At 65.1% G+C, this 23,229-nt stretch carries 21 protein-coding genes and 1 tRNA gene; 12 read left to right on the top strand and 10 right to left on the bottom strand.

The window, feature by feature from the left end; genetic code table 11:
- Window positions 1-47: 47 nt before the first annotated feature.
- Window positions 48-230 carry a hypothetical protein gene (locus tag EBS11_RS07635; RefSeq protein WP_290601767.1) on the top strand — a complete coding sequence of 61 codons (183 nt, stop codon included), beginning with the start codon at window positions 48-50 and terminating at the stop codon, window positions 228-230.
- Complete coding sequence (locus EBS11_RS07630; protein ID WP_290601766.1) at window positions 193-1,746, top strand: hypothetical protein; 1,554 nt, start codon at window positions 193-195, stop codon at window positions 1,744-1,746. Before EBS11_RS07635 ends, EBS11_RS07630 begins: the two co-directional genes overlap by 38 nt.
- 57 nt (window positions 1,747-1,803) lie before the next feature.
- Here EBS11_RS07630 and EBS11_RS07625 read toward each other — a convergent pair.
- The 3 genes from EBS11_RS07625 to EBS11_RS07615 form a co-directional block, all read right to left on the bottom strand.
- Window positions 1,804-1,886, bottom strand: a tRNA-Leu gene (locus EBS11_RS07625).
- A gap of 287 nt (window positions 1,887-2,173) precedes the next feature.
- Window positions 2,174-5,284, bottom strand: a complete 3,111-nt coding sequence (locus tag EBS11_RS07620) for an efflux RND transporter permease subunit (protein ID WP_290601765.1) — start codon at window positions 5,282-5,284, stop codon at window positions 2,174-2,176.
- A complete protein-coding gene (locus tag EBS11_RS07615; protein ID WP_290601764.1) occupies window positions 5,281-6,444 on the bottom strand; it encodes an efflux RND transporter periplasmic adaptor subunit in 1,164 nt (387 codons plus the stop codon). Before EBS11_RS07615 ends, EBS11_RS07620 begins: the two co-directional genes overlap by 4 nt.
- A 241-nt stretch (window positions 6,445-6,685) precedes the next feature.
- Between EBS11_RS07615 and hpnC the strand changes: the two genes are divergently transcribed.
- From hpnC to EBS11_RS07585, 6 genes are all read left to right on the top strand, one after another.
- The gene (gene hpnC, locus EBS11_RS07610; protein ID WP_290601761.1) at window positions 6,686-7,567 is read left to right on the top strand and encodes a squalene synthase HpnC; all 882 of its coding nucleotides are present in this window, start codon (window positions 6,686-6,688) and stop codon (window positions 7,565-7,567) included.
- Between the two features lie 46 nt (window positions 7,568-7,613).
- Entirely contained in the window at window positions 7,614-8,447 is an 834-nt protein-coding gene (gene hpnD, locus EBS11_RS07605) for a presqualene diphosphate synthase HpnD (protein ID WP_290601836.1), read from the top strand.
- Entirely contained in the window at window positions 8,440-9,807 is a 1,368-nt protein-coding gene (gene hpnE / locus EBS11_RS07600; protein WP_290601760.1) for a hydroxysqualene dehydroxylase HpnE, read from the top strand. Before hpnD ends, hpnE begins: the two co-directional genes overlap by 8 nt.
- Window positions 9,808-9,937: 130 nt before the next feature.
- On the top strand, window positions 9,938-10,093 hold the full coding sequence (locus EBS11_RS07595) for a hypothetical protein (protein ID WP_290601758.1): 156 nt from the start codon (window positions 9,938-9,940) through the stop codon (window positions 10,091-10,093).
- Between the two features lie 23 nt (window positions 10,094-10,116).
- Window positions 10,117-10,902 (top strand): DUF1700 domain-containing protein, encoded by a 786-nt coding sequence (locus tag EBS11_RS07590; protein WP_290601756.1) that lies wholly within the window; start codon window positions 10,117-10,119, stop codon window positions 10,900-10,902.
- 10 nt (window positions 10,903-10,912) lie between these two features.
- Window positions 10,913-11,719 carry a head GIN domain-containing protein gene (locus EBS11_RS07585; RefSeq protein ID WP_290601755.1) on the top strand — a complete coding sequence of 269 codons (807 nt, stop codon included), beginning with the start codon at window positions 10,913-10,915 and terminating at the stop codon, window positions 11,717-11,719.
- A gap of 162 nt (window positions 11,720-11,881) precedes the next feature.
- Here EBS11_RS07585 and EBS11_RS07580 read toward each other — a convergent pair whose 3' ends face one another.
- Window positions 11,882-13,123 carry a TIGR03862 family flavoprotein gene (locus tag EBS11_RS07580; RefSeq protein ID WP_290601754.1) on the bottom strand — a complete coding sequence of 414 codons (1,242 nt, stop codon included), beginning with the start codon at window positions 13,121-13,123 and terminating at the stop codon, window positions 11,882-11,884.
- A gap of 163 nt (window positions 13,124-13,286) precedes the next feature.
- Between EBS11_RS07580 and EBS11_RS07575 the strand changes: the two genes are divergently transcribed.
- Window positions 13,287-13,529, top strand: coding sequence for a hypothetical protein (locus EBS11_RS07575; protein WP_290601753.1), 243 nt, complete (start codon window positions 13,287-13,289; stop codon window positions 13,527-13,529).
- A 45-nt stretch (window positions 13,530-13,574) separates the two neighbouring features.
- Here the strand turns inward: EBS11_RS07575 and moaD are convergent, their stop codons facing one another.
- The 3 genes from moaD to thrC are packed head-to-tail and all read right to left on the bottom strand — an operon-like array spanning window position 13,575 to window position 16,565.
- Complete coding sequence (gene moaD, locus EBS11_RS07570) at window positions 13,575-13,832, bottom strand: molybdopterin converting factor subunit 1 (protein ID WP_290601752.1); 258 nt, start codon at window positions 13,830-13,832, stop codon at window positions 13,575-13,577.
- Between the two features lie 10 nt (window positions 13,833-13,842).
- A complete protein-coding gene (gene glp / locus EBS11_RS07565; RefSeq protein WP_290601835.1) occupies window positions 13,843-15,069 on the bottom strand; it encodes a gephyrin-like molybdotransferase Glp in 1,227 nt (408 codons plus the stop codon).
- 14 nt (window positions 15,070-15,083) lie between these two features.
- On the bottom strand, window positions 15,084-16,565 hold the full coding sequence (gene thrC / locus EBS11_RS07560) for a threonine synthase (RefSeq protein ID WP_290601751.1): 1,482 nt from the start codon (window positions 16,563-16,565) through the stop codon (window positions 15,084-15,086).
- A 298-nt stretch (window positions 16,566-16,863) separates the two neighbouring features.
- Between thrC and EBS11_RS07555 the strand changes: the two genes are divergently transcribed.
- Window positions 16,864-17,604, top strand: a complete 741-nt coding sequence (locus tag EBS11_RS07555) for an AAA family ATPase (RefSeq protein ID WP_290601749.1) — start codon at window positions 16,864-16,866, stop codon at window positions 17,602-17,604.
- Window positions 17,605-17,662: 58 nt separating this feature from the next.
- Here EBS11_RS07555 and EBS11_RS07550 read toward each other — a convergent pair whose 3' ends face one another.
- The 3 genes from EBS11_RS07550 to kbl are packed head-to-tail and all read right to left on the bottom strand — an operon-like array spanning window position 17,663 to window position 21,323.
- Window positions 17,663-19,063 carry an L-serine ammonia-lyase gene (locus EBS11_RS07550; RefSeq protein ID WP_290601747.1) on the bottom strand — a complete coding sequence of 467 codons (1,401 nt, stop codon included), beginning with the start codon at window positions 19,061-19,063 and terminating at the stop codon, window positions 17,663-17,665.
- Between the two features lie 47 nt (window positions 19,064-19,110).
- Window positions 19,111-20,076, bottom strand: a complete 966-nt coding sequence (locus EBS11_RS07545) for an NAD-dependent epimerase/dehydratase family protein (protein WP_290601745.1) — start codon at window positions 20,074-20,076, stop codon at window positions 19,111-19,113.
- 20 nt (window positions 20,077-20,096) lie between these two features.
- Window positions 20,097-21,323 carry a glycine C-acetyltransferase gene (gene kbl, locus EBS11_RS07540; RefSeq protein WP_290601744.1) on the bottom strand — a complete coding sequence of 409 codons (1,227 nt, stop codon included), beginning with the start codon at window positions 21,321-21,323 and terminating at the stop codon, window positions 20,097-20,099.
- 221 nt (window positions 21,324-21,544) lie between these two features.
- Between kbl and EBS11_RS07535 the strand changes: the two genes are divergently transcribed.
- Entirely contained in the window at window positions 21,545-22,120 is a 576-nt protein-coding gene (locus tag EBS11_RS07535) for an XRE family transcriptional regulator (protein WP_152282974.1), read from the top strand.
- 172 nt (window positions 22,121-22,292) lie between these two features.
- Window positions 22,293-23,219 carry an STM4015 family protein gene (locus EBS11_RS07530; RefSeq protein WP_290601743.1) on the top strand — a complete coding sequence of 309 codons (927 nt, stop codon included), beginning with the start codon at window positions 22,293-22,295 and terminating at the stop codon, window positions 23,217-23,219.
- Window positions 23,220-23,229: the final 10 nt, after the last annotated feature.

The following is a 23,229-nucleotide window of genomic DNA, read 5'->3' as shown; positions in this document are numbered from 1 at the left end:
CTAAGGCCCCCGCCCCCTCTCCAAGTGAATTTAAGGGAGAAAACATCATGAGCGACAGCGCACCCGGCAGTTCCAGCAATGCCAAAGCCAAGCTGCAAATGGTCCTCAGCCGCCTGCTCGATGGGGTAAGCGATGACGACCTGCAAAAAATCCAGACGGAAGTCGATGAAATGGAATTGCGCATGACGGGCGATGGCCACCACGACCACGACCATCCCACCGTCGCCTGACGCGGCAGCGGCCCTGCCCACCCCGCGCGCCGCGCCGCCCGGCCCTGACGTGCTGGACGCCGTCGAAACGGCGCTGGTACGCCACCGCGCCTTTGGCGACAGCACCTACATCCGCGACCAGCTGGCCGTCGCCTACCGGCGGCGCCTGCACAAGCTGGGCAGCGCCCTGCCCGAGGCGGAGCGCCTGGCCCGGCTGCTGGACGCGGCGGCGCCGGCCCGCCAGCGCCAGCTGCTGGGCGACACGGTGCTGCGCTGCGCCGTGCAGCACGCCATGCGCCAGCTGCACCTGGGCGACGACTATGGCTTGCCCCTGCCCCGCTGCGCGGCCCTGTTCCAGGGCGCCGCCGGACACCTGCGCGCCGGCCTGCCGGGAGGACCGCTGACGGCCCGCCTGCCCGCCCTGGCGCGCCTGCACGACGGGCGCGCCAGGGACGAGGATGACACTTATATATGGCATGCCTGGCAGCAAGACACGCCCTATGCCGCGGCGTTTCTTGCCGTGATGGAAGATAATTACGGCGCGCCGCTGGCCACGCCCACGCCGCACGAGCGCGCCCTGCTGCGCCGGGGCCTGCGCCTGCTCGACGCTCTGCTGCCTCGCCTGAGCGCCAGCGCCCTGTCGCACGTGCAGCTCGTCGCCCTGTTTCCCACGCTGGGCACGTGGCGCGGCAAGGCTTCCAGTTCGCAATTCCGCGTCAATGGCAGCGTGTTCCTGAACCAGGAGCTGATCGGCAACCCCTGGTGGCTGGCCGAGCACCTGCTGCACGAGGCGCTGCACCAGAAACTGTACGATTTCCGCCATGGCCACAGCCTGCTGGCCCCCGACTATGCGCGCGAGGACGGGGCCAAAGTCTGCTCGCTGTGGAATGCGCCCGACGAGGACGGCAACCACTGCTGGGATGCCCACCGCGTGCTGGCCGCCTTCCACGTCTACGTCCAGCTGGCTCTGCTGTGCCTGCTAGCGGAGCGGCACGAGGCGGCCCTGGCACCCCTGTACGGCCCCATCGGCACTCACATGAGCGGCAGCCGCCGCGCCATCGACCGGGCCCGCTACCTGGGCGAACAGTTACGCGCCGTCACGTGGCCCGAACTGGGACTGGCCGGCCGGCGTATGACGGACTGGCTGACGGACGTGCTCGACACGCTCGACACGCAGCGGCGCCCCGCCGGCGCCACCGTCCACCTGCTGCTCGACCTGTACGAGCGCCAGAGCCGCAAGCTCGACACGTATCTCGCGCAGCAGCCGCCGCCCCGCAGCGACACGCTGGGCGTGCAGGCGCAACAGGAACGGGCGATGGCGCAGGCGGCGCTGCGCCTGCTGGACAGGGAGATGCCGACGCCAGCGCAAGAGCAAGGCTGGCCACAGACGCGACAATATGTACTACAGGCACTATTGCCGGTGGCACAGGATGTATCCATGATGGAAAGAACGGGCTACCCGCAGGCGCAGGCCCTGATCACGCAGATGGTGCAGCAGTCGAGCCGGCAACTGGCCGCCCTCGGCGCACTGGGTTGATACTGCCCTGGAGAAAATCTTGATGGCGCTGCACTTCCGGGCTGGAACAACCCGGACTGGTGCGGATGGGGAGACTCGAACTCCCAAGCCGAAGCACTGGCTTCTAAGACCAGCGTGTCTACCAATTCCACCACATCCGCATTTTGCACTACTTGTAACAGGCTCCTCCCTTGATTTTAACAACTCGGGAGCGATCTGGCTACCGTGGGCTACATGAGCAAGCCCTCGGTAAAGCAAAGGCGGCATTCTACTGGAATTCCCAGAGGAATGCCGCCTTTTTTTTGCTGCCCCGCAGGGCGCACCGGCCGTCCGTTGGCGGCATTTTTACCCCGGAAGCAGGCACCGGGGCCCTGCCCTCAGGGGACGACCCCGGCATCTTCGCCGTTCGGCCGCATGGCGCATGTACCGTGCGGCACAGTCCGGGGCATTACGCCGCCGGCGTATCCACCTTCCCGCCTGCCGGCTCCGGCTTCCTGACGCGGAACCAGGCCGCGTACAGGGCCGGCAGGAACAGCAGGGTCAAGGCCGTCGCCAGGATCAGGCCGCCCATGATGGCCACGGCCATCGGTCCCCAGAAGACGGAGCGCGACAGGGGGATCATGGCCAGCGCGGCGGCAGCCGCCGTCAGCACGATGGGGCGGCAGCGGCGCACGGCCGAATCGATGATGGCGTCCCACGGGGCCGAACCATCCTTGATGTCTTGCTCGATCTGGTCAACGAGGATCACCGAGTTGCGGATGATCATGCCGAACAGCGCGATGACGCCCAGGTTGGCCACGAAGCCCAGCGGACGGTGCAGCAGCAGCAAGGCAAAGGCGGCGCCCGCCACGCCCAGCGGGCCCGTCAGGAACACGAGCAAGGCGCGCGAGAAACTGTGCAGCTGCAGCATCAGCAGGGTGAAGATGATGAAGATGGCCAGCGGCAGATTCGCCGCGATCGACGCTTCCGCCTCGCCGCTGTCGGCCGCCACGCCCTTCACGGTGATGCGGTAGCCGGCCGGCAGCTTGGCGCGCAAGGCGTCGAGCTGCGGCGCCAGCTGGGTCGATACGGTCGCGCCCTGGATGCCGTCGACCACGTCCGACTGCACGGTGATGGCCCATTCGCGGCGGTCGCGCCAGACGACGCCCGGTTCCCACACGAAATGCACGCGGGCCAGCTGCGAGATGGGCACGGACTTGCCTGTTGCCGTCGGGATATTCGTGTCATTCAGCACGGAAATCGTCGCCCGCTCCTCCAGCGGCTGGCGCACCTGGATATCGATCAGCTTATTGTCTTCGCGGAACTGGCCGATGACCGTGCCCGACAGAATCGTATTGGCCGCCTGCATCACCGTTTTCGAGGTCACGCCCAGCGCGCGCATCTTGTCCTGGTCCAGGTCCAGGCGCAGCACTTTCACGGATTCATTCCAGTTGTCGTTCACGCCCAGGGTGTTCGGATTGGCGCGCAGGATATCCTTGACCTGGTCGGCAATGACGCGCACGCCCGCCACTTCCGGGCCCGTGACGCGGAACTGCACGGGATACGGCACGGGCGGCCCGTTCGGCAGCAGCTTGACCCGGCCCCGCACTTCCGGGAAATCCTTCTTGAAGACGTCGACGATTTGCTGGCGCAGGCGCTCGCGGTCGGCCAGGCTCTTCGGCAACACCACCACTTGCGACACATTGGTCTGCGGGAAGATCTGGTCCAGCGGCAGGTAGAACCGGGGGCTGCCCGTGCCGACATAGCTGGTGACGCTTTCCACGCCGTCGAGCTTGCCGACGAAAGCCTCGAATTTCTTCACCTGCTTTTCATTCGCGGCAAAGGTCGTGCCTTCGGGCGACCACAGTTCCACCATCAGCTCGGGCCGGCTGGAATCGGGGAAGAATTGCTTTTCAATAAAGTTAAAGCCATAGATGCCCAGCGCAAAGATGGCCAGGGTGGCGGCGATCGTCGTCTTGCGCCACTCCACGCACCAGGCCACCGTGCGGCGGAAGCGGCGGAAGTTCGGCGTATCGAACAATTCATGGTCGTTATGCGCGTGCGGCTTGACCTTGAGCAAGACGTAACCGATGTAGGGCGTGAAGACGACGGCCACCACCCAGGAAATGATCAGGGCCAGCGCATTGACGGAGAACAAGGAAAACGTGTATTCGCCGGCGGCCGACTTGGCCAGGCCGATGGGCAAGAAGCCCGCCACCGTGATCAGGGTGCCCGTCAGCATGGGCATGGCCGTCGACGTGTAGGCAAAGGTGGCTGCGTCGAAGCGCGACATGCCCTCTTCCATCTTGCGCACCATCATTTCGACGGCGATGATGGCGTCATCGACGAGCAGGCCCAGCGCGATGATCAGGGCGCCCAGGGAAATCTTGTGCAAGTCGATGTCGAGCAGGCGCATGCACAGGAAAGTGACGGCCAGCACCAGCGGAATGGTCAGCGCCACCACCAGGCCCGGCCGCACGTCGATGCGCAGCGGCTTGGTGTGCAGGCCCAGCGCGACGAAGCTGACGGCCAGCACGATGAGAATGGCTTCGATCAGGGTATGCACGAACTCGCCCACGGAAGCGGACACGGCTTCAGGCTGGTTCGACACGCGCTGCAGTTCTATGCCCACCGGCAACTCGCTCTTCATGCGCGTCACCGTCGTCTGCAGGGCCTTGCCCATGTCGATGATGTTGCCGCCCTTTTCCATCGACACGCCCAGGCCGATCACTTCCTTGCCGTTGAAGCGCATCTTGTCCTTCGGCGGATCCGTGAATTCGCGTTTCACCGTGGCAAAGTCGCCGAGGCGGAAAGTGGTGCCGTTGGCTCGCAGTTCCAGGTTTTCCAGGTCCTTGACGGTGGCCATGGCGCCCGTCACGCGCACCTGCAGGTTGTCCGTCGGCGTGACCAGCACGCCCGTGGCGTTGATGCTGTTCTGCTCGGACAGCTGCTGCACGATCGCGTCGAACGGGATGCCCAGCTGGGCAAATTTCTTGTGGGAAAAGATGATATTGATCTTTTCATCCTGCACGCCGAACAGTTCCACCTTCGACACCTGTCCCACCGCCAGCAGTTCCTGGCGCACCTTGTCCGCGTAATCCTTCATTTCCGCGTAGGTAAAACCGTCGCCGGACAGGGCGAAGATGGAGCCATACGTGTCGCCGAACTCGTCATTGAAGAACGGGCCCACGACGCCGGCCGGCAAGATGCCCTTGATGTCGCCGATCTTCTTGCGCACCTGGTACCAGGCGGCGGCCGTTTCCTTCGGCGGCGCCGACTCGCGCAGCTCCAGCAGGATCAAGGTTTCGCCCGGCTTCGAGTAGCTGGTGATTTCATTGATGTACGGCGTTTCCTGCAGCTTCTTTTCCAGCTTGTCCGTCACCTGCTCGGCCATCTGCAAGGCCGTGGCGCCGGGCCAGTACGCTTGCAGCACCATGGCGCGGAAGGTGAACGGGGGATCTTCATCCTGGCCCAGGCTGGCATAGCTGAGCATGCCGCCGATCAGCAGCACGGCCATCAGGTAGCGCGTCAGCGGGATATGTTCGAGCGCCCAGCGCGACAGATTGAAACCGCCCTTCATTTGGCGGCACCCACGCTGACGGGCGACGCGGCGGCAGCCACCGGCGCGGCCGTTTCCGCGCCCAGGATGGTGACTTTCTGGCCCGGCTTGAGCAGGTTGACGCCGGCCGTGACGACGGTCTGGCCCGCCTTCACGCCCGAAGTCAGCAGCAATTCATTGCCGGCCACGCCGCCGACGGTCACGGGCACGAGCTTGACGGCGCCGTTTTCCACCACCCACACGGAACTTTGCGATTTCTCGTTGAACAGGGCCGTCAGCGGCACCTTGATCTGCGGCGTGGCCGTCTGCGAGGCGAACTGCACCACGGCCGTCATGCCCAGGCGCGCCTGGGGCGCGTCGGGGATGCTGACCTTGGCCAGGTAGGTGCGCGTGGCCGCATCGGCCACGGGCGACACTTCGCGGATCTTGCCCGGCAGCGCCTGCTTCGGGTCGGCCCACAGGCGCACGGTGACATCCTTGACGCCGCGCAAGGTCTCGACCTTGTCTTCCGGAATGCCGATCACGACTTCCTTCTCGCCGGACTTCGCCACCACCACGACGGGCGTGCCGGGCGCCACCACCTGCCCCACTTCGGCATCGATGCGCGTGACGACGCCATCGGCGTCGGCCACCAGGCTGGCATAGCCGGACTGGTTGGCCTGGCCCCTGTAGGCGGCCTGGGCCGCTTCCACATTCGATTGTGCCGCCTTGTAGGCCGCGTCCTTGCCATCAAGCACGGCCTGGCTGACGAAATTTTTCTCGCGCAAGTCCTGATAACGCTTCAGCTCGGCACGTGCCAGGTCGCGGTTCGTTTCCGCGCTGGCCAGCGCCGCCTTGGCCTGCGCCTGCGACAGCTGCAGGTCGACGGGGTCGAGCTGCATCAATACCTGCCCCTTTTTCACGACGGCGCCCACATCCACCTTGCGCGCGACGATCTTGCCGCCCACGCGGAATCCCAGCTGCGACGCCACGCGGGGCACGACCTCGCCCGCCAGCTCGGCACTCACGTCGACATTACTGCTGGACAACACAATCGCGCGCACGGGGCGCACGTCCTCCACCTTCGGCACCGGCTTGGAACAGGCGGCCAGGGACACGGCCAGGGCGGCGGCGGCCATCAGGCGCAGGGCGGGAAGAGCGGTTGCGCCGGTCTCGCGGCGCAGGGTTTTCAGGGCAAACAAGGTATTTTCCTTTACTATGCGGGCTGTTGGATTTTTGCGTGAGGAAACTTTTCGCTGGCCGGACGGCTCCACGAAAAATTTTCCGCACGCGATATCCTTAAATTTGTGACAATATCAGCTGGATCATCGGAGGCAGCTGCGGCCTCTTACTGACTTTCTGGTTATTAATTATAATCGCGCCTAAAAGTTTTTAGTGACTTTTGCGTCACTAATCTCGCGATTACAAAAAGAAGCGTATTCAATGCCTGTAGACCATTACGAAAATTTTCCTGTTGCATCATTTTTACTGCCGCGCCGCCTCGTGCCGGCCGTCGAGGCCATCTATGCCTTCGCCCGCAGCGCCGACGACCTGGCCGATGAGGGCGACGCCACGCCGGCCGAACGCCTGGCCGCCTTGCACGCCTACGAAGAAGCGCTGGGCCGCATCGAGCGCGGGGAAGGCCACGCCGGCGAAACGGCCGCCCTGTTCGAGCGCCTGGCCGCCGTCATCGCCAAATTCCAGTTGCCGCTGAAACCGTTCCGCGATTTATTGTCGGCATTCAAGCAGGACGTGGAAACGACGCGCTACGCCCGTTACGAGGACGTGCTCGACTATTGCGCCCGTTCCGCCAATCCCGTCGGCCTGCTGATGCTGCACCTGTACGGGGCGGCCGATGAACAGAATGTACGCGATTCCGATGCGATATGTTCAGCGTTGCAACTAATTAATTTCCTGCAAGACGTCGCCATCGACCAGCAAAAGGAGCGCATCTACCTGCCGATGGAAGACCTGAGCCGCTTTGCCGTCTCGCCCGCCGCCTTCGAGCGGCCCGAGGCGCACGGCAAGTGGAGCGCGCTGATGCGCTTCGAGGTGGCCCGCACGCGGGCCCTGATGCTGTCCGGCGCGCCGCTGGCCCTGCGCTTGCGGGGGCGCATCGGCTGGGAGTTGCGCCTCGTGGTGCAAGGCGGCTTGCGCATCCTCGAATGCATCGAGGCCGTCAATTACGACGTCTTCCGGCGCCGCCCGAAGCTGGAGAAGCGCGACTGGCTGATCATATTCTGGCGCGCCCTGCGCATGTCGCGCAAAAGCCTGCGTCAAGAGACGCAAGTAAAAACGGCTTTTCCCCCGTCGCCCACTCTGTAAGACGATAGAATAGCGGCTTCGATCTGCAACCCTTGCTCTTTTGACTATGTCTCCCGACGAATACTGCCAACAAAAGGCCGCCCAGAGCGGCTCCAGCTTCTACTACAGCTTCCTGTTCCTGCCCGCCGAACGCCGCAAGGCCATCACGGCCCTGTACGCCTTCTGCCGCGAAGTCGATGACACGGTCGACGAGTGCACGGACGAAGCCGTGGCACGCACCAAGCTGGTCTGGTGGCGCAAGGAAGTCAAGGCCATGTACGAGGGCAACCCCACGCACCCCGTGATGCGGGCCCTGCAGCCGCACCTGGACGTTTACAAACTGGAAGAAAAGCATTTGCAGGCCATCATCGACGGCATGGAAATGGACTTGAACCAGACCCGCTACCTCGATTACCAGGCCATGAGCCGCTATTGCTGGCATGTGGCCAGCGTGGTGGGCATCTTGTCGGCCAGCATCTTCGGCGCCACGCGCCCGGAAACCTTGCTGTACGCGGAAAAGCTGGGCCATGCCTTCCAGCTGACCAACATCATCCGCGACGTGGGCGAGGATGCGCGCAAGGGGCGCATCTACCTGCCCATCAACGAATTGCAGCAGTTCAACGTGACGGCGGCCGACCTGCTGAACGCCCGCCACAGCGAAAACTTTGAAAACCTCATGCGCTTCCAGGCGGCGCGCGCGCAGCAGGCGTATGACGACGCCCTGGCCCTGCTGCCGGCCGAAGACCGCCGCGCCCAGCGCCCGGGCCTGATCATGGCCGCCATCTACCGCACCGTGCTCAACGAAGTCGAGCGCGATGGCTACCACGTGCTGCAACAGCGCATCTCGCTCACCCCCATCCGCAAACTGTGGCTGGCGTGGAAGACCTGGGTCCGTGGCTGACCAGGCCGTGACGGGGCGCTATGCCGTCATCGGCGCCGGCTGGGCCGGCTGCGCGGCGGCCATGGAACTGGCCCGCGCCGGCCATGCCGTCACCGTCTACGAGGCGGCGCGCACCCTGGGCGGCCGCGCGCGCCGGGTCGAGCGGGAAAATACCGTGCTCGACAACGGTCAGCACATTTTGCTGGGCGCCTACACGGAAACCTTGCGCCTGATGACACTGGCGGGACAGGACCCTGGCGAGCTGATCCTTTCCCTGCCCCTGCAGATGCGCTATCCGGCCGGCAGCGGCGGGATGGACTTCGTCGCGCCGCGCCTGCCCGCGCCGCTGCACCTGGCGTGGGCCTTGCTGCGCGCCAAGGGGCTGCAGCGCGCCGACAAGCTGTCGCTGATGCGTTTTTCCACGGCCATGCGATGGATGGGCTGGCAGCTGTACAACGATTGCAGCGTCAGCGAACTGCTGCAGCGCTTCGACCAGACGGACACTCTGTGCCGGCTGATGTGGCATCCGCTGTGCCTGGCGGCGCTGAATACCCCGCCCGAACGGGCGTCGGCCCGCGTCTTCATCAACGTGCTGCGCGACAGCCTGGGCGCGCGCCGCCGCAGCGCCTCCGACATGCTGGTCCCGAAGGCGGACCTGAGTGCCCTGCTGCCCGACGCGGCCGGCCGCTACGTGGCGCGGCACGGCGGCGAGGTGCGCACGGGCGCCAAGGTGGACGCCGTGCGCTCCCTGCCCGATGGCCGCTGGCAAGTCGATGATGCCGGCACGTATGACGGCATCGTCGTGGCCACCTCGTCCGTGCAGGCGGCCAGCCTGCTGCAAGGCGTGCAGGACGCGCGCCTCGATGAAGTGCTTGCCCGGTTGCAAGCCTTCACGCCGGAAGCCATCAGCACCTGCTACCTGCAGTACGACGCCGCCGTGCGCCTGGACTTGCCGTTCTACGCCCTCGTCGATGCGCCGGAGCTGCAGCACTGGGGCCAGTTCGTCTTCGACCGGGGCCAGCTGGACGCCCGTCAGGCGGGACTGCTGGCCGTCGTCATCAGCGCGTCCGGCACGGCCGCCGGGCAGGGCCACGGGCCGCTGGCGCAAGCCATCGCCGCCCAGCTGGCGCAGGTCTTGCGCCGGCCGGAGCTGGCACAGCCCGCCTGGAGCCAGCTGATCACGGAAAAGCGCGCCACCTTTGCCTGCACGCCCGACCTGCTACGCCCCGGCAACGCCAGCGGCGTGCCTGGCCTGCTGCTGGCCGGCGACTACACGGCCGGCGAAGACCGCGCGCAGGACTACCCGGCCACCATCGAAGCGGCCGTGCGCAGCGGCGTGGCGGCAGCCCGGGCCATGCGTGCGGGCGCGACGGCAAAGTAGACTTGACGGTGCATCCTGCCCTGGTGTCGCTGGACCCTGCCAAATTGCATTCTGTCGCACTGCGCTGGTGCGGCCGCCTCCGCTTGGGTACAGTTTGATCATCGACAAACCACCCGCCACGAGGAACGCCATGCACACCACCTTGCACTTGAAAACCAGCCTGAAAGCCGTGGCACTGGTGCTCATCGTGGCGCTGGCCGTGTTCAGCGTGGCCGATGGCCAGCAGCCGCGGCAGGCGCCGATGCTGCTGAGCCAGGCAAGCATGCTGCTGCCGGCAGTCGGCTGACACGGCCTTACGGACCCGAAACCATGATTATGAACAAACAGGATTTTCTCGACGCGCTGCGGCGCGCGCTGGCGGGCTTGCCGCCCGACCTGGCGGCCAAGACGCTCGACTATTACGAACAGACCTTCATCGAAGGCGCGGCGGCCGGCCGCAGCGAGCGCGAGATCGCCGACGACCTGGGCGATCCGAAGAAAATCGCCCTGACCCTGCGCAGCAGCACGCACCGCCAGGCCTTCGAGCAAAGGAAGACGCCCGTCAACCTGCTGCGCCTGCTGGTCTCGCTGGTGGGCCTGGCCATCTTCAACCTGTTCATGGTCGTGCCCGCCGCCGTGTATGCGGCCCTGCTGGCCACGCTGTACGCCGTCGGCCTGAGCCTGTACCTGGCCGGCATCGCCATCACGGCCAGCGGCTTGTCCGGCGCAAACGAGCTGGTGCTCGACGGCCCCCTGCGCTACATGCTCATCCATGATGACGACGGCGGCGACGGCGATGACCGGCGCGAAACCCGCATCACCATCGGCGACACGGGCATCGAAGTACACCACGTGCCCGGCCCCGCCAGAGACGCGGCGGAGACGCCCACGCCGTCCTCGCGCGTCATCGAACGGGCCGAGGCGCTGGCCGGCAGCGGCATCCGCATCTCGACCGACATGGACCGCGATGCGCGCACGACGCAAACCGTGTTTGGCATGGGAATGTTACTCGGCGGCATAGTCATCTTCCTGCTCAGTCTGGTGGTCACGCGCTATACCTTGATCGGCATCAAGCGCTATATCGCCATGAATGTCTCCCTCCTCAAAGGTCACTAGAAAGGCAGCCATGAAACGTTTATTCAAAGTGGGCCTGTCCATGTTCCTGCTGGCCCTGGTCCTCATCGCCATGTCGTATGCGGCCCTGCGCGCCAAGGGCATCAGCAGCCCCAGCAGCGCTGCCGGCCGCGCCGTGCGCAGCGACACGCGGCCCGTTTCCGCCAGCATCACCAGCATCGACCTGGCCGGCCCCATCGACCTGGTGCTGCGGCGCGGCAGCACGCCGTCGCTGAAGGTGAGCGGCGAACAGCGCCTGCTGTCGAACGTGGAGACGAGCGTCGACGGCACGACCCTGCATATCGGCCCGAAAGGCATGCTGTTTCACCACCGCCAGCCCCTGCGGGTGGAACTGGTGCTGCCGGCCCTCGTCCGCCTGGAAGTGCACGGCAACGGCGACAGCAAGATCACGGGCTTTTCCGGCGACAGTTTTATCCTGGAATTGATGGGATCGGGCAACGTCAGCTTCACGGGCCGCTACAAGCAGGTGCAAGCCACCGTCAACGGCAGTGGCGACCTCGACATCAACGCGGGCAACAGCGACAGCGTGGTACTGGAAATGGTGGGCTCGGGGCGCATCGCCGCCAGCGGCAATACCAAGTTCGTGCGCGCCGACCTGAGCGGTTCGGGCGATATCGATGCGGAACACCTGGCCGCCGACAAGGCCAGCGTCAGCCTGCAAGGCTCGGGCCAGAGCACCGTCTTCGTGCGCGACGCCGCCAACCTGACCCTGCGCGGCAGCGGCGACATCCACGTCCACGGCAAGCCGCGCCAGCGCGATGCGCAGAAAAGCGGCTCGGGCGACATCATCTGGCATTGACGAAGACAGCCGCTCGCCACCTGCCGGGCGGCGCGATGTGCGGCGGGCGATGCCCGCTGCCTCGGCGGCCCCGGACTGGCGTACGGCGGCGCTTCCCGGCCACCGCCGCCCGCGACGATGGTGAACGGCGTCGTGGCGCTAACGGTTCAATGCCGTGGTAATTTAAGAATGCTCTTCCAGCCATGCCACGGCCTGCTCGCCCGCCGCCTTGCCTTGCGCCAGGCAGGCCGTCAGCAGGTAGCCGCCCGTGGGCGCTTCCCAGTCCAGCATTTCCCCCGCGACGAAGACGCCCGGCATGGCGCGCAGCATGCTGCCGTCGATGCCGTCGAACCCCACCCCGCCGGCGCTGCTGATGGCTTCATCGATGGGACGCGGGCGCCGCAAGGTGACGGGCAGCAGCTTGATGGCGCGCGCCAGCTTCGCTTCGTCGGCGAAGTCGGCCGCGCCCAGGCATTCGCGCAGCAGGCCCGATTTCACGCCCTTGATGCCCAGCCGGCTTTGCAGGTGGCTGGACATGGAACGGGCGCCCCGGGGCCGCGTCACTTCCTCGAACACGCGTTCCTGGCCATGGTCGGGCGCCAGGTCCAGCCAGATGGTGGTGCTGCCCTCGGCGGCGATCTGATCGCGCAGGGCGGACGACAGCGCGTAAATCAGGCTGCCTTCCACGCCGCCCGCCGTGACGACGAACTGGCCCTGGCGCTTGACCGTCAAGCCGTCGCTGTCGCGCGCCGTGATGGCCACCGTGGCCAGGTGCTCGCCCGCGTAGCGGCTGCTGAAATGCCCGCTCCAGTCCACGTCGAAGCCGCAATTGGCCGGCGCCAGCGCTGCCACGGGCACGCCCTGCCCTTGCAGCAGCGGCACCCAGGCCCCGTCCGACCCGAGCCGCGCCCAGCTGCCGCCACCGAGCGCCAGGATGACGGCGTCAAAGCTGAACTGGCGCTCGCCGTCCGGCGTGGCGAAGGCCAGCTGGCCATCGCGCCAGCCCGTCCAGCGGTGGCGCATGTGGAACTGCACGCCCGCTTCGCGCAGGCGGTGCAGCCAGGCGCGCAGCAAGGGCGCCGCCTTCATGTCCGTGGGGAAGACGCGGTTCGAGGAACCGACGAAGGTGTCCACGCCCAGGCCGTGCACCCAGTCGCGCACCTTTTGCGGGCCGAACTGGTCCAGCGCCGGTTTCAGGCAATTGGCCTGCCTGCCGTAGCGCGAGACGAAGGCCTGGTAGCCTTCCGCGTGCGTGATGTTCATGCCGCCCCGCCCCGCCAGCAGGAATTTGCGGCCGACGGACGGCATGGCGTCGAACAGCTCCACCCTGGCGCCCCCGTCGGCGGCCGCCTGGGCGGCCATCAGGCCGGCGGGGCCGCCGCCGATGACGGCGATGTGAAACGGAGGGGAACTGGAGTTGGTCATGGCAGGCTGGGAAGACGGTGAAAACCCCGGCATTTTAGTCGAGATTGGGCAGGAGATGGCCGGCCGATGGCGCTGGCGCCCAAAAATGAGGCATACTGCGCGGACATGCTGCGACGATCAGCGGTTTATATCATGGAACAATGAGACACGAGAGGAGAAACACATGGGTGCAGGATTCTGGATTTCCCGCTATTTGCTGGCCAGCTCGATTTTATTCATCATCCTGACGGTGGTCGAGTACAGCAAGGGCACCACCAGCCGGGCCGACATCCTCAGCGCGCTGGCCTGGTCGCTGGTGGCATCGGCCATCTTCATCGGCTCGAAATACTGGCGCTACAAGAAAGCCATTGCCTGCGCCACGTGCAGCGACACGACGGCCGGCAAGCCGAAAACCAAGTCGCCATGAAAAAACGGCCACTTCGATGAAGTGGCCGCCCTGGAGCATGGAGGATCAGCCGCCCGTCACGGGCGGGAAGAACGCCACCTCGTCGCCGTCCTGAACGGCGGCGTCGGCGCCGCACATCACCTGGTTGTGCGCCATGCGCAGCGCGCGTCCCTGCGCCAGCGCCTGTTCCCACTTGCCGCCGCGGGCGATCAGGAAGGCGCGCACCTCGCCCACGCTGGCCAGCGGCTCGGCCACTTCCAGTACTTCCTGGGCCGTGCCCACCAGTTCGCGCACGCTGGCGAAAAATCGCAGATTGATCTTCATCAAGGCTTCCTCAGTACAGCAATTCATTGAACGGGATGAAGCGCAGCTTGTCGCCGCGCGCGATCGACAGCCCCGGCGGGCAGTCGATCAAGCCGTCGCCCCACACGGTGGACGTCAGCACGCCCGAACTCTGGTTGGCGAACAGTTCCAGCGCGCCGTCGTCATTCACTTTGGCGCGCAGGAATTCGTTGCGCTTGTCCGCCTTCAGGCGCTCGAAGGCGGCCGGCAGCGCATAGCCGCGCGGCGCCAGGTCGCCCGCCACGCCCTGCAAGCGCAGGATGAAGGGGCGCACGAACAACAGGAAGGTGACGAAGCTGGAGACGGGATTGCCGGGCAGGCCGACAAAAAAGGCATCCTGCACTTCGCCGAAGGCCAGGGGTTTGCCGGGCTTGACGGCGATCTGCCACATGTTCAGCCGCCCTTCCGCTTCCACGGCCGGCTTGATGTGGTCTTCCTCGCCCACGGACACGCCGCCCGAGGTGATGATCAGGTCATTGCCCTGGGCCGCCTGGCGCAGCACGGCCTTCGTCGCTTCCAGGCTGTCGGGCACGATGCCCAGGTCCGTGATCTCGCAACCGAGGTTTTCCAGCAGGCCCCGCAGGGTAAAACGGTTCGAGTTGTAGACGGCACCCGGCGCCAGCGGTTCGCCGGGCATGGCCAGCTCGTCGCCCGTGAAGAACACGGCGACCCGCAGCTTGCGCAGCACGGGCAGCTGGGCCAGGCCCACGGAGGCGGCCAGGCCCATTTCCTGGCTGCGCAGGCGCCGGCCGGCGCCCAGGATGACGCTGCCGGCGCGGATATCCTCGCCCTGGCGGCGCACCCATTCGCCCGCCTGCGGCACGTGGTTCACCGTCACCACGCCGTCAAGCACGCTGCACTGCTCCTGCATCACGACGCAGTCGGCGCCGTCGGGCAGCAAGGCGCCCGTGAAGATGCGCGCCGCCGTCCCCGGCTGCAATGGCTGGCCCACGTGGCCGGCCGCGATGCGCTGCGACACGGGCAGGCTGGCCGTACCGCTGGCGCAATCCTGCGCGCGCACGGCATAGCCATCCATCTGCGTGTTGTCGCGCTCGGGCACGTCCAGGGTCGACGTTTGCGCGGCCGCCAGCACGCGGCCGTTGGCGCGCAGGGTGTCGACCAGTTCCACCTCGGCCACCGGGCGCGCCGCGCCCAGCATGAAGGCTTGCGCCTCGGCCACCGACAGCATGGGTTTGCGTTGCGCGGCTGGATCGTTCATCACAGGCCCGCTCATCACAAGCCCGTATTGGCGGCGATGTACGCCTTCATTTTTTCCACGTCCGCCTCCATCACGACGAACTTCTGCGGCAGGTCCTCGATGTTCTCGAAACCGGCCGGGCGTTCCGCGTCCACACCCAGCGCTTCGAGGATGGTTTCGTTGAACTTGGCCGCCAGCGCCGTTTCCAGCACGATCATCGGCACGTTCGGCTCCAGGTGCTCGCGCGCCACCTTGATGCCGTCGGCCGTGTGCGTGTCGATGGTGATGCCGTAGTCGTCGGCCACGTCGCGGATGGTGTCGAGGCGGTCCTGGTGCGTCGACTTGCCCGACTTGAAGCCATACCTGGCCACCAGCTTGAACTCGTCGCCGTCGCTGCCCGGCTTGCCGGACAAATCAAAGCCGCCGTGGGTTTCCACTTTCGTGAACAGGGCGCGCACGCGCTCGCTGTCGCGGCCCACCAGGTCGTAGACGAAGCGCTCGAAGTTCGACGCCTTCGAGATGTCCATCGACGGGCTGCTCGTGTGGTACGTTTCGGCGGACTTGCGCACGCGGTAGACGCCCGTGCGGAAGAATTCGTCGAGCACGTCGTTTTCATTCGTCGCGGCCACCAGTTTCGAGATGGGCAGCCCCATCATGCGGGCGATATGGCCGGCGCAGATATTGCCGAAGTTGCCAGACGGCACCGTGAACGACACTTTCTGCTCGTTGCTGGTGGTGGCCGCCAGGTAGCCGCGGAAGTAGTACACGACCTGCGCCACGACGCGCGCCCAGTTGATGGAGTTGACGGTGCCGATCTTCTGCCGCGCCTTGAAGGCCAGGTCGTTCGAGACGGCTTTCACCATGTCCTGGCAATCGTCGAACACGCCTTCGACGGCGATGTTGTAGATGTTCGGGTCTTGCAGGCTGAACATCTGCGCCGTCTGGAAGGCGCTCATTTTCTTGTGCGGCGACAACATGAAGACGCGGATGCCCTTCTTGCCGCGCATGGCGTATTCGGCCGCGCTGCCCGTGTCGCCCGAGGTGGCGCCGAAGATATTGAGTTCGGCGCCCGTCTTGGCCAGGGTGTATTCGAACAGATTGCCCAGCAGCTGCATGGCCATGTCCTTGAAGGCCAGGGTCGGGCCGTTCGACAGCGCCTGCAGGATCAGAGTGGTCGATCCGCCCTTGACGACGTTTTCTTCCAGCACGCGCAGCGGCGTGATGTCGGCCGCGTTTTCGCCGGCGCGGGCGTTCTTGTAGACTGCCTTGGTATAGGTTTTCGCCGTCAGCGCCTTCAGGTCCGCGGCCGGGATATCGGTGGCGAACTTCTTCAGGATTTCGTAGGCCAGGTCGGCATACGACAATGTGCGCCAGGCGTTCAGCTCGGCACCAGTGACTTGCGGGTAGTGTTCAGGGAGATACAGTCCGCCATCGGGGGCGAGGCCGCCCAGGAGGATGTCGGAGAATTGCTGCGGATTCATTGGCGCTTTATCAGCGCGGGTAGACACGTAGTGCATAGATTTGAAGAGTCCAGTTGAGCTGAGTGCGGTTGATCATGAATGGCAGCGGATATTATAGTGCCAGGCGCTGCCCAAGGCGAATCGCAAGCGTCCCCAGGCGCCCTGGCCGCCGCACCTGTTGTCAAACAGCAGCGTCCGGCATTGCGGGAATCACGGCAAAAGCATTGCACTTTGGAAATTTTTCAGGCCGAGATCAACGCTGCGCATAAAGATGCGCCCGCATGCTGGCGTGCGCGCCGGATTTGCGCCACACTGGCGCTTGTCGGCCGAATTGAGGCCATTCATGGAACCGGCCATGTCGCTGAGTAAAAAACCGTATTTGCAAAGCGCCGCCCTGCGCCCCGATGCCGTCGTCGACCTGGACCGCTATCCCTTCACCATCCCCGCCATCCGCGACTTCGTGCACGTGGACTTCCACCGCGACGTGACGTTTTTCGTGGGCGAAAATGGCAGCGGCAAGTCGACCATGCTCGAAGCGCTGGCCGTGGCGCTGGGCTTCGGCAAGGATGGCGGCACGCGCAACGTGCGCATCGCCCTGCCCTCGGACAAGGAATCAGGCCTGCATGCGCATTTGCGCCTGAGCAAGAGCTATAAAAAACCCGAGGACAGCTATTTCCTGCGCGCGGAAAGCTTTTTCAACGTTGCCACCTACATGGACGGCATGCCCGAATACCTGGCCGGCTACGGCGGCAAGTCGCTGCACGCGCAATCGCACGGCGAAGCGTTCATGGCGACCCTGATCAACAAGCTGCGGGGCAAGGGCCTGTATCTGCTGGACGAGCCGGAGGCGGCCCTGTCGCCCAGCCGCCAGCTGGCCGCCCTGTCCGTGATCCACCAGCTGGTGCAGGACGACTCGCAGCTGATCATCGCCACCCACTCGCCCATCCTGCTGGCTTACCCGAACGCGAAGATTTTGATGTTTACGGGCGGCGGCATCCACGAAGTGGCGTATGAAGACACGGAACACTACGCCGTGACGCGCGATTTCCTGAATCACTATCCGAGAAGGCTGGAGCAGTTGTTCGAGGAGGAGTGAGGTTGTCATAGACGCAGCGGAAATCTGGGGTCAGACCCGGCGGGTCTGACCCCGGCCCTCAGCAGGCGGCGTGGTTGACGGTAATTACGTGCACGGCCAGCCCGCCCAGGGACGTTTCCTTGTACTTGTCCTGCATGTCCGCGCCCGTCTGGCGCATGGTTTCGATGACTTCGTCGAGGCTGACGAAGTGCGTGCCGTCGCCCTTGAGCGCCAGCGAGGCGGCCGTGATCGCCTTCACGGCGCCCATGCCGTTGCGCTCGATGCAGGGGATCTGCACGAGACCGCCGATGGGGTCGCAGGTCATGCCCAGGTGGTGCTCGATGCCGATTTCGGCCGCGTTCTCGATCTGTTCGTTCGTGCCGCCCAGGGCCGCCACCAGGCCGGCCGCCGCCATGGCGCAGGCCACGCCCACTTCGCCCTGGCAACCCACTTCGGCGCCCGAGATGGAGGCATTGCGTTTGCACAACATGCCGATGGCGGCCGCCGTCAGCATGAAGCGGCGCACGCCGCCCACGGGGTCGCTGGGGCGGCAATCCTGCGCGTAGTAGCGCAGCACGGCCGGGATGATGCCGGCGGCGCCATTCGTCGGCGCCGTCACGACCCTGCCGCCGGCCGCGTTTTCCTCGTTGACGGCCATCGCGTACAGGCTGACCAGGTGCACGGCATCGTGCGGCAAGTCGTTGGCGCGGTTGTCGGACGCCTTCGCTTCCTGCGCCAAACGCCACAGTTTCGCGGCGCGGCGCTTGACGTTCAGGCCGCCCGGCAGGTTGCCCGTCGTTTCCAGGCCGTGCGCGATGCAGTCGCGCATGACGTGCCAGATGCGGTCCAGGCCTTCATTGAGTTCCGCATCGCTGCGCTTGACGCATTCGTTGGCGCGCAGCATTTCCGGGATCGACAGGCCGCTTTCCACGCCATGCGCCAGCAGTTGCTCCATGGTATCGAAAGGGAAGACGACGCGGGCAGCAGCGGCCGATTCCACGGCCGCCTCGGCCTGGGCTTCGCCTGCCTCGCGGATGAAACCGCCGCCGATGGAGTAATACACCTTGTCGACGCGGCTGCCGTCCGCCAGTTTCAAGGTAAACAGCATGCCGTTCGGGTGCTCGGGCAGCGATTCGCTCTTGTGCCAGATCAAGCCCGTGGCGGCCGTGAACGGTACCACGTGGGTGCCCAGCAGCGCGATCTCGCCGGCCGCCTCGATGGCGGCCAGCATGCTGTCGACGGCATCGGGCGCCACGTGCTGCGGGGTTTCGCCCATCAGGCCCAGAATGACGGCCTTGTCCGTGGCATGGCCCACGCCCGTCAGCGCCAGCGAGCCATACAGCGCCGCCTCGACGCCCACTACCTGGTCCAGCGGACCGTATTCGACCAGGAAACGCCGCGCCGCCACCATCGGCCCCACCGTGTGGGAACTCGACGGCCCGATGCCGATCTTGAACAGGTCAAATACGCTCATATCCATGTAGTGTCTCTTTATATTAGTATGTTTTTATAAATGCTCGTGCGTGCTCAGGCTGCCTTGGCCGCCTGCCCTGCGTCGACATTGGCCAGCATGTCCGTGACCATCTGCTCGACGCCGATCTGCGCCTTCCAGCCCCAGTCGGCGCTGGCCTTGCTGTCGTCCAGGCTTTGCGGCCAGCTGTCGGCAATGGCCTGGCGGCTGTCCGGCTTGTAGCTGATCTTGAAGTCCGGCACCATGTGCACGATGGCCTTGGCCAGTTGCTCGGGGTTGAAAGACACGCCGGCCACGTTGTACGAGGAACGGATCTTGATCGATGCCGCCGGCGCGTCCATCAGTTCGATGGTGGCGCGGATGGCGTCGGGCATGTAAATCATCGGCAAGGTGGTGTTCGCATCGAGGAAGCAGTCATAACGCTCGCCGCGCAAGGCCGCGTGGAAGATGGCGATGGCGTAGTCCGTGGTGCCGCCGCCCGGAGGCGATTTGTAGCTGATGATGCCCGGATAGCGGATGCTGCGCACGTCCACGCCGTACTTGTTGAAGTAGTACTCGCACAGGCGCTCGCCGGCCAGCTTGCTGATGCCGTACATCGACGTCGGGTCCATCACCGTCATTTGCGGCGTGTTGACCTGCGGCGTGTTCGGGCCGAAGGCGGCGATCGACGACGGCCAGAAGATGCGCAGCGGCTTGCCCGCCTCGCCCCGCTCGCGCGCCAGCTCCAGGATATTGAGCAAGCCATCCATGTTCAGGCTCCACGCCTTCAACGGCGCCGCCTCGCCCGTGGCCGACAGCATGGCCGCCAGCTGGTAGACCTGGGTGATGTTCTCGTCGGCGATGAGCTTCGCCAGGCCGTCCTTGTCCAGCACGTTCAACTGCGCGTAGCGCTTGGCCTGGTACAGATTGTTCGTGCCGATGTCGCTGGCGATGACGTTGTCCGCGCCGTGCTGCTGCGCCAGCGCGCCCACCAGTTCACTACCGATTTGGCCGTTTGCGCCGATGACTAAGATGCGTTCCATGCTATTTTCCTGAATTCTTGTTAGTTGGTAGTGGTAGTGGTGGTCAGCAAGCCGAGTTCCTTGCCGGCCTGCTCGAAGGCGGCCAGCACCTTGACCAGCTGTTCGCGGGTGTGGGCGGCCGACAGCTGCACGCGCACCCGGGCCTGACCCATCGGCACGACGGGATAGAAGAAGCCCGTCACCAGCACGCCCAGTTCATACAGGCGGGCGGCGAATTTCTGCGCCACGGGGGCGTCGAACAGCATCACGGGGACGACGGGATGGGTACCCGGCTTGATAGTGAAGCCGATGCGCTCGATTTCGCTGCGGAAGAAAGCCGTGTTTTCATGCAGGCGGTCGCGCAGTTCCGTCGACTTGGCCAGGCGTTCCAGCACCGACAGCGAGGCGCCGGCGATCGATGGCGCCAGGGTGTTCGAGAACAGATAGGGGCGCGATTTCTGGCGCAGGGTGTCGATGACTTCCTTGCGCGCCGAGGTAAAGCCGCCCATGGCGCCGCCCAGGGCCTTGCCCAGGGTGCCCGTGATGATGTCGATGCGGCCCATCACGTTGTGGTGTTCGTGCGTGCCGCGGCCCGTCGCGCCCATGAAGCCGGAAGCGTGGCATTCGTCGATCATCACCAGCGCGCCGTACTGGTCGGCCAGGTCGCAGATCTTGTCCAGCTGCGCAATCGTGCCATCCATCGAGAAGACGCCGTCCGTGACGATGACTTTATGGCGCTTGCCGGCCACGACGGCCGCCTGCAGCTGCACTTCCAGGTCGGCCATGTCGTTGTGCGCATAGCGGTAGCGGCCAGCCTTGCACAGACGGATGCCGTCGATGATGGATGCGTGGTTCAGCGCGTCCGAGATGATGGCGTCGTTTTCATCGAACAGGGGCTCGAACACGCCGCCGTTGGCGTCGAATGCGGCCGCGTACAAAATCGTGTCTTCCGTGCCCAGGAAGCTGGAAATGGCTTGTTCCAGTTCTTTATGCACGGTCTGCGTGCCGCAGATGAAGCGCACGGACGACAGGCCGTAGCCGTATTTTTGCGTGGCGGCAATAGACGCTTCCTGCGTCTGCACGTCGCCAGACAGGCCCAGGTAGTTGTTCGCACACATATTGATCAGGGTACGGCCATCGTCGCACACCACTTCGGCGCCCTGGCGCGAGGCGATCACGCGCTCGGGCTTGTACAAGCCCTGCTGGCGCAGTTGATCGAGATTCTGTTGCAGACCGCTGAAAAAGGTGTTCTTCGCTTGCTCGCTCATGATATTCCTTGTGTCCCTGATGGATGCGTGTGGTGTCCGTGTGGTCTCAGCCGCCATAGGGGAAAGCCGCCGCTTGACCGGTGCGCGCACAATGCTGTACCGTGAAGCGCTGTTTGAAGTCTACACGTTTCCGTGTTTTCCTTCAAAATCCACTATTTCGAACTGAAATTCAATATAGTGGATATTACCCAAGCCTATTGAACTTTGCAAGCCACCTGCCGATGAAAACCAGCGTTTCGACCAATTCCCCCCCAGAAGTGGGTGCCACCCTGCAACGGCTGCGCCTGGCGCGCGGCCTGACACTGGAGGATTTGTCGCGCATCGCGGGCGTGTCGAAGTCCATGCTGTCGCAGATCGAGCGCGAAAAGGCCAATCCCACCATCGCCATCACGTGGCGCCTGGCCAATGCCCTGGGCGTGCAGATCGGCGAATTGCTGTCCAGCGCGGAAAAAGCCGTGGAAACCATCCGCGTCACGGACGCCCACGAAACCCCCACCCTGCCCGGCGACCACGCGGGCTACGTGCTGCGCATCCTGGGGCCGATGGAACTGGCGGGCAAGTACGAATGGTATGAAGTGACGCTGGCGCCGGGCGGCGAACTGGCGTCGCAGCCGCATGACCCGGGCACGACCGAGCATTTGACGGTGATCCACGGCAACCTGGAGCTGGAAGTGGGCGCGGCGAAGAAAAAGGTCAAGAATGGCGGCACGGCGCGCTATCCGGCCGACTTGCCGCACACGATACGCAATCTGGGCAAGACGGAGGGCAAGGCGCTGCTGGTGGTGATCCACCGGTAAGTGCGCTCCAGCAGTGCGCAATATGTCCATATGGCTATGCTAAGATTTTAGAATAGACAAGATTTCCAGGCCTGGATGTCTTCGCAGAGCGTCGCGGCACATCCCGGCTCGTCCAGTCACGCTGTCACGCGCGTGGCATCCAGGCTGCCAACGCTTACACGGAGCCACAGCGATGACCATTTCCGATAGCACCACCACCTTCCACCATAAAAAAGTCGTGCAGTACGACCCGGACCTGCCGTTCGACGCGGCGCCCGGCATCGTCTACCGCTTGTCGCTCGACTACGACGACACGCGCAAGATGGGCGAACTGATCGCCGGCTTCCTCGAGCGGGCCGACAAGGCCACGCTCGAGGCGCTGATCATCGGCATGTGGGGCGACCCGTACGAAGCGGGCGCCGACGAGGTGATGGCCGCACTGATCGCCCAGGCCCCGCAGCTGCCCAATCTGCGCGCCCTGTTCATCGGCGACATGACGTACGAGGAATGCGAAATCTCGTGGATCGTGCAGGGCAGCTACAAGCCCCTGCTGGACGCCTTCCCGCTGCTGGAGGAATTGCGCATCCGCGGCGGCAATGAGCTCGTCATCGAACCGTTCGCCCACCAGCACCTGCGCAAGCTGACCATCGAATCGGGCGGCCTCGACCAGAAAATCGCCGAGGCGCTGGCGCAATCGAGCATGCCGCAGCTGGAACACCTGGAACTGTGGCTGGGCACGGAAAACTATGGCTTCTCGGGCGACGTGGACCTGTACCGCAAGGTGCTGGCGCAGCTGACCGTGCCCACCCTGAAGTATCTGGGCCTGCGCGACGCGGAAATCGCCGACGACCTGGCCGTCTGGCTGGCGGAAGAACCGCTGGCGGCGCAGCTGCACACCCTGGACCTGTCGCTGGGCACCATCGGCGACCTGGGCTCCGTGGCCGTGCTCCATCACACGCAGCTGGGCGGCTTGACGCGCCTGGACCTGTCGCACCACTACATTTCGGAGGAAAACCAGGCAAAGCTGAAGGCCCTGCCTTTCGAGGTGGTGCTGGACGACCCGCAGGAAGAGGACGAAGACGACGGCGACACCTTCCGCTACGTGGCCGTGGGCGAATAGGCGGAGCGGC

The organism is Janthinobacterium sp., assembly GCF_009923995.1.
In the GTDB taxonomy this organism is placed as follows: domain Bacteria; phylum Pseudomonadota; class Gammaproteobacteria; order Burkholderiales; family Burkholderiaceae_D; genus Janthinobacterium.
Note: the sequence above shows the minus strand (reverse complement) of the source record. Positions and strands in the feature narration are given on the sequence as shown.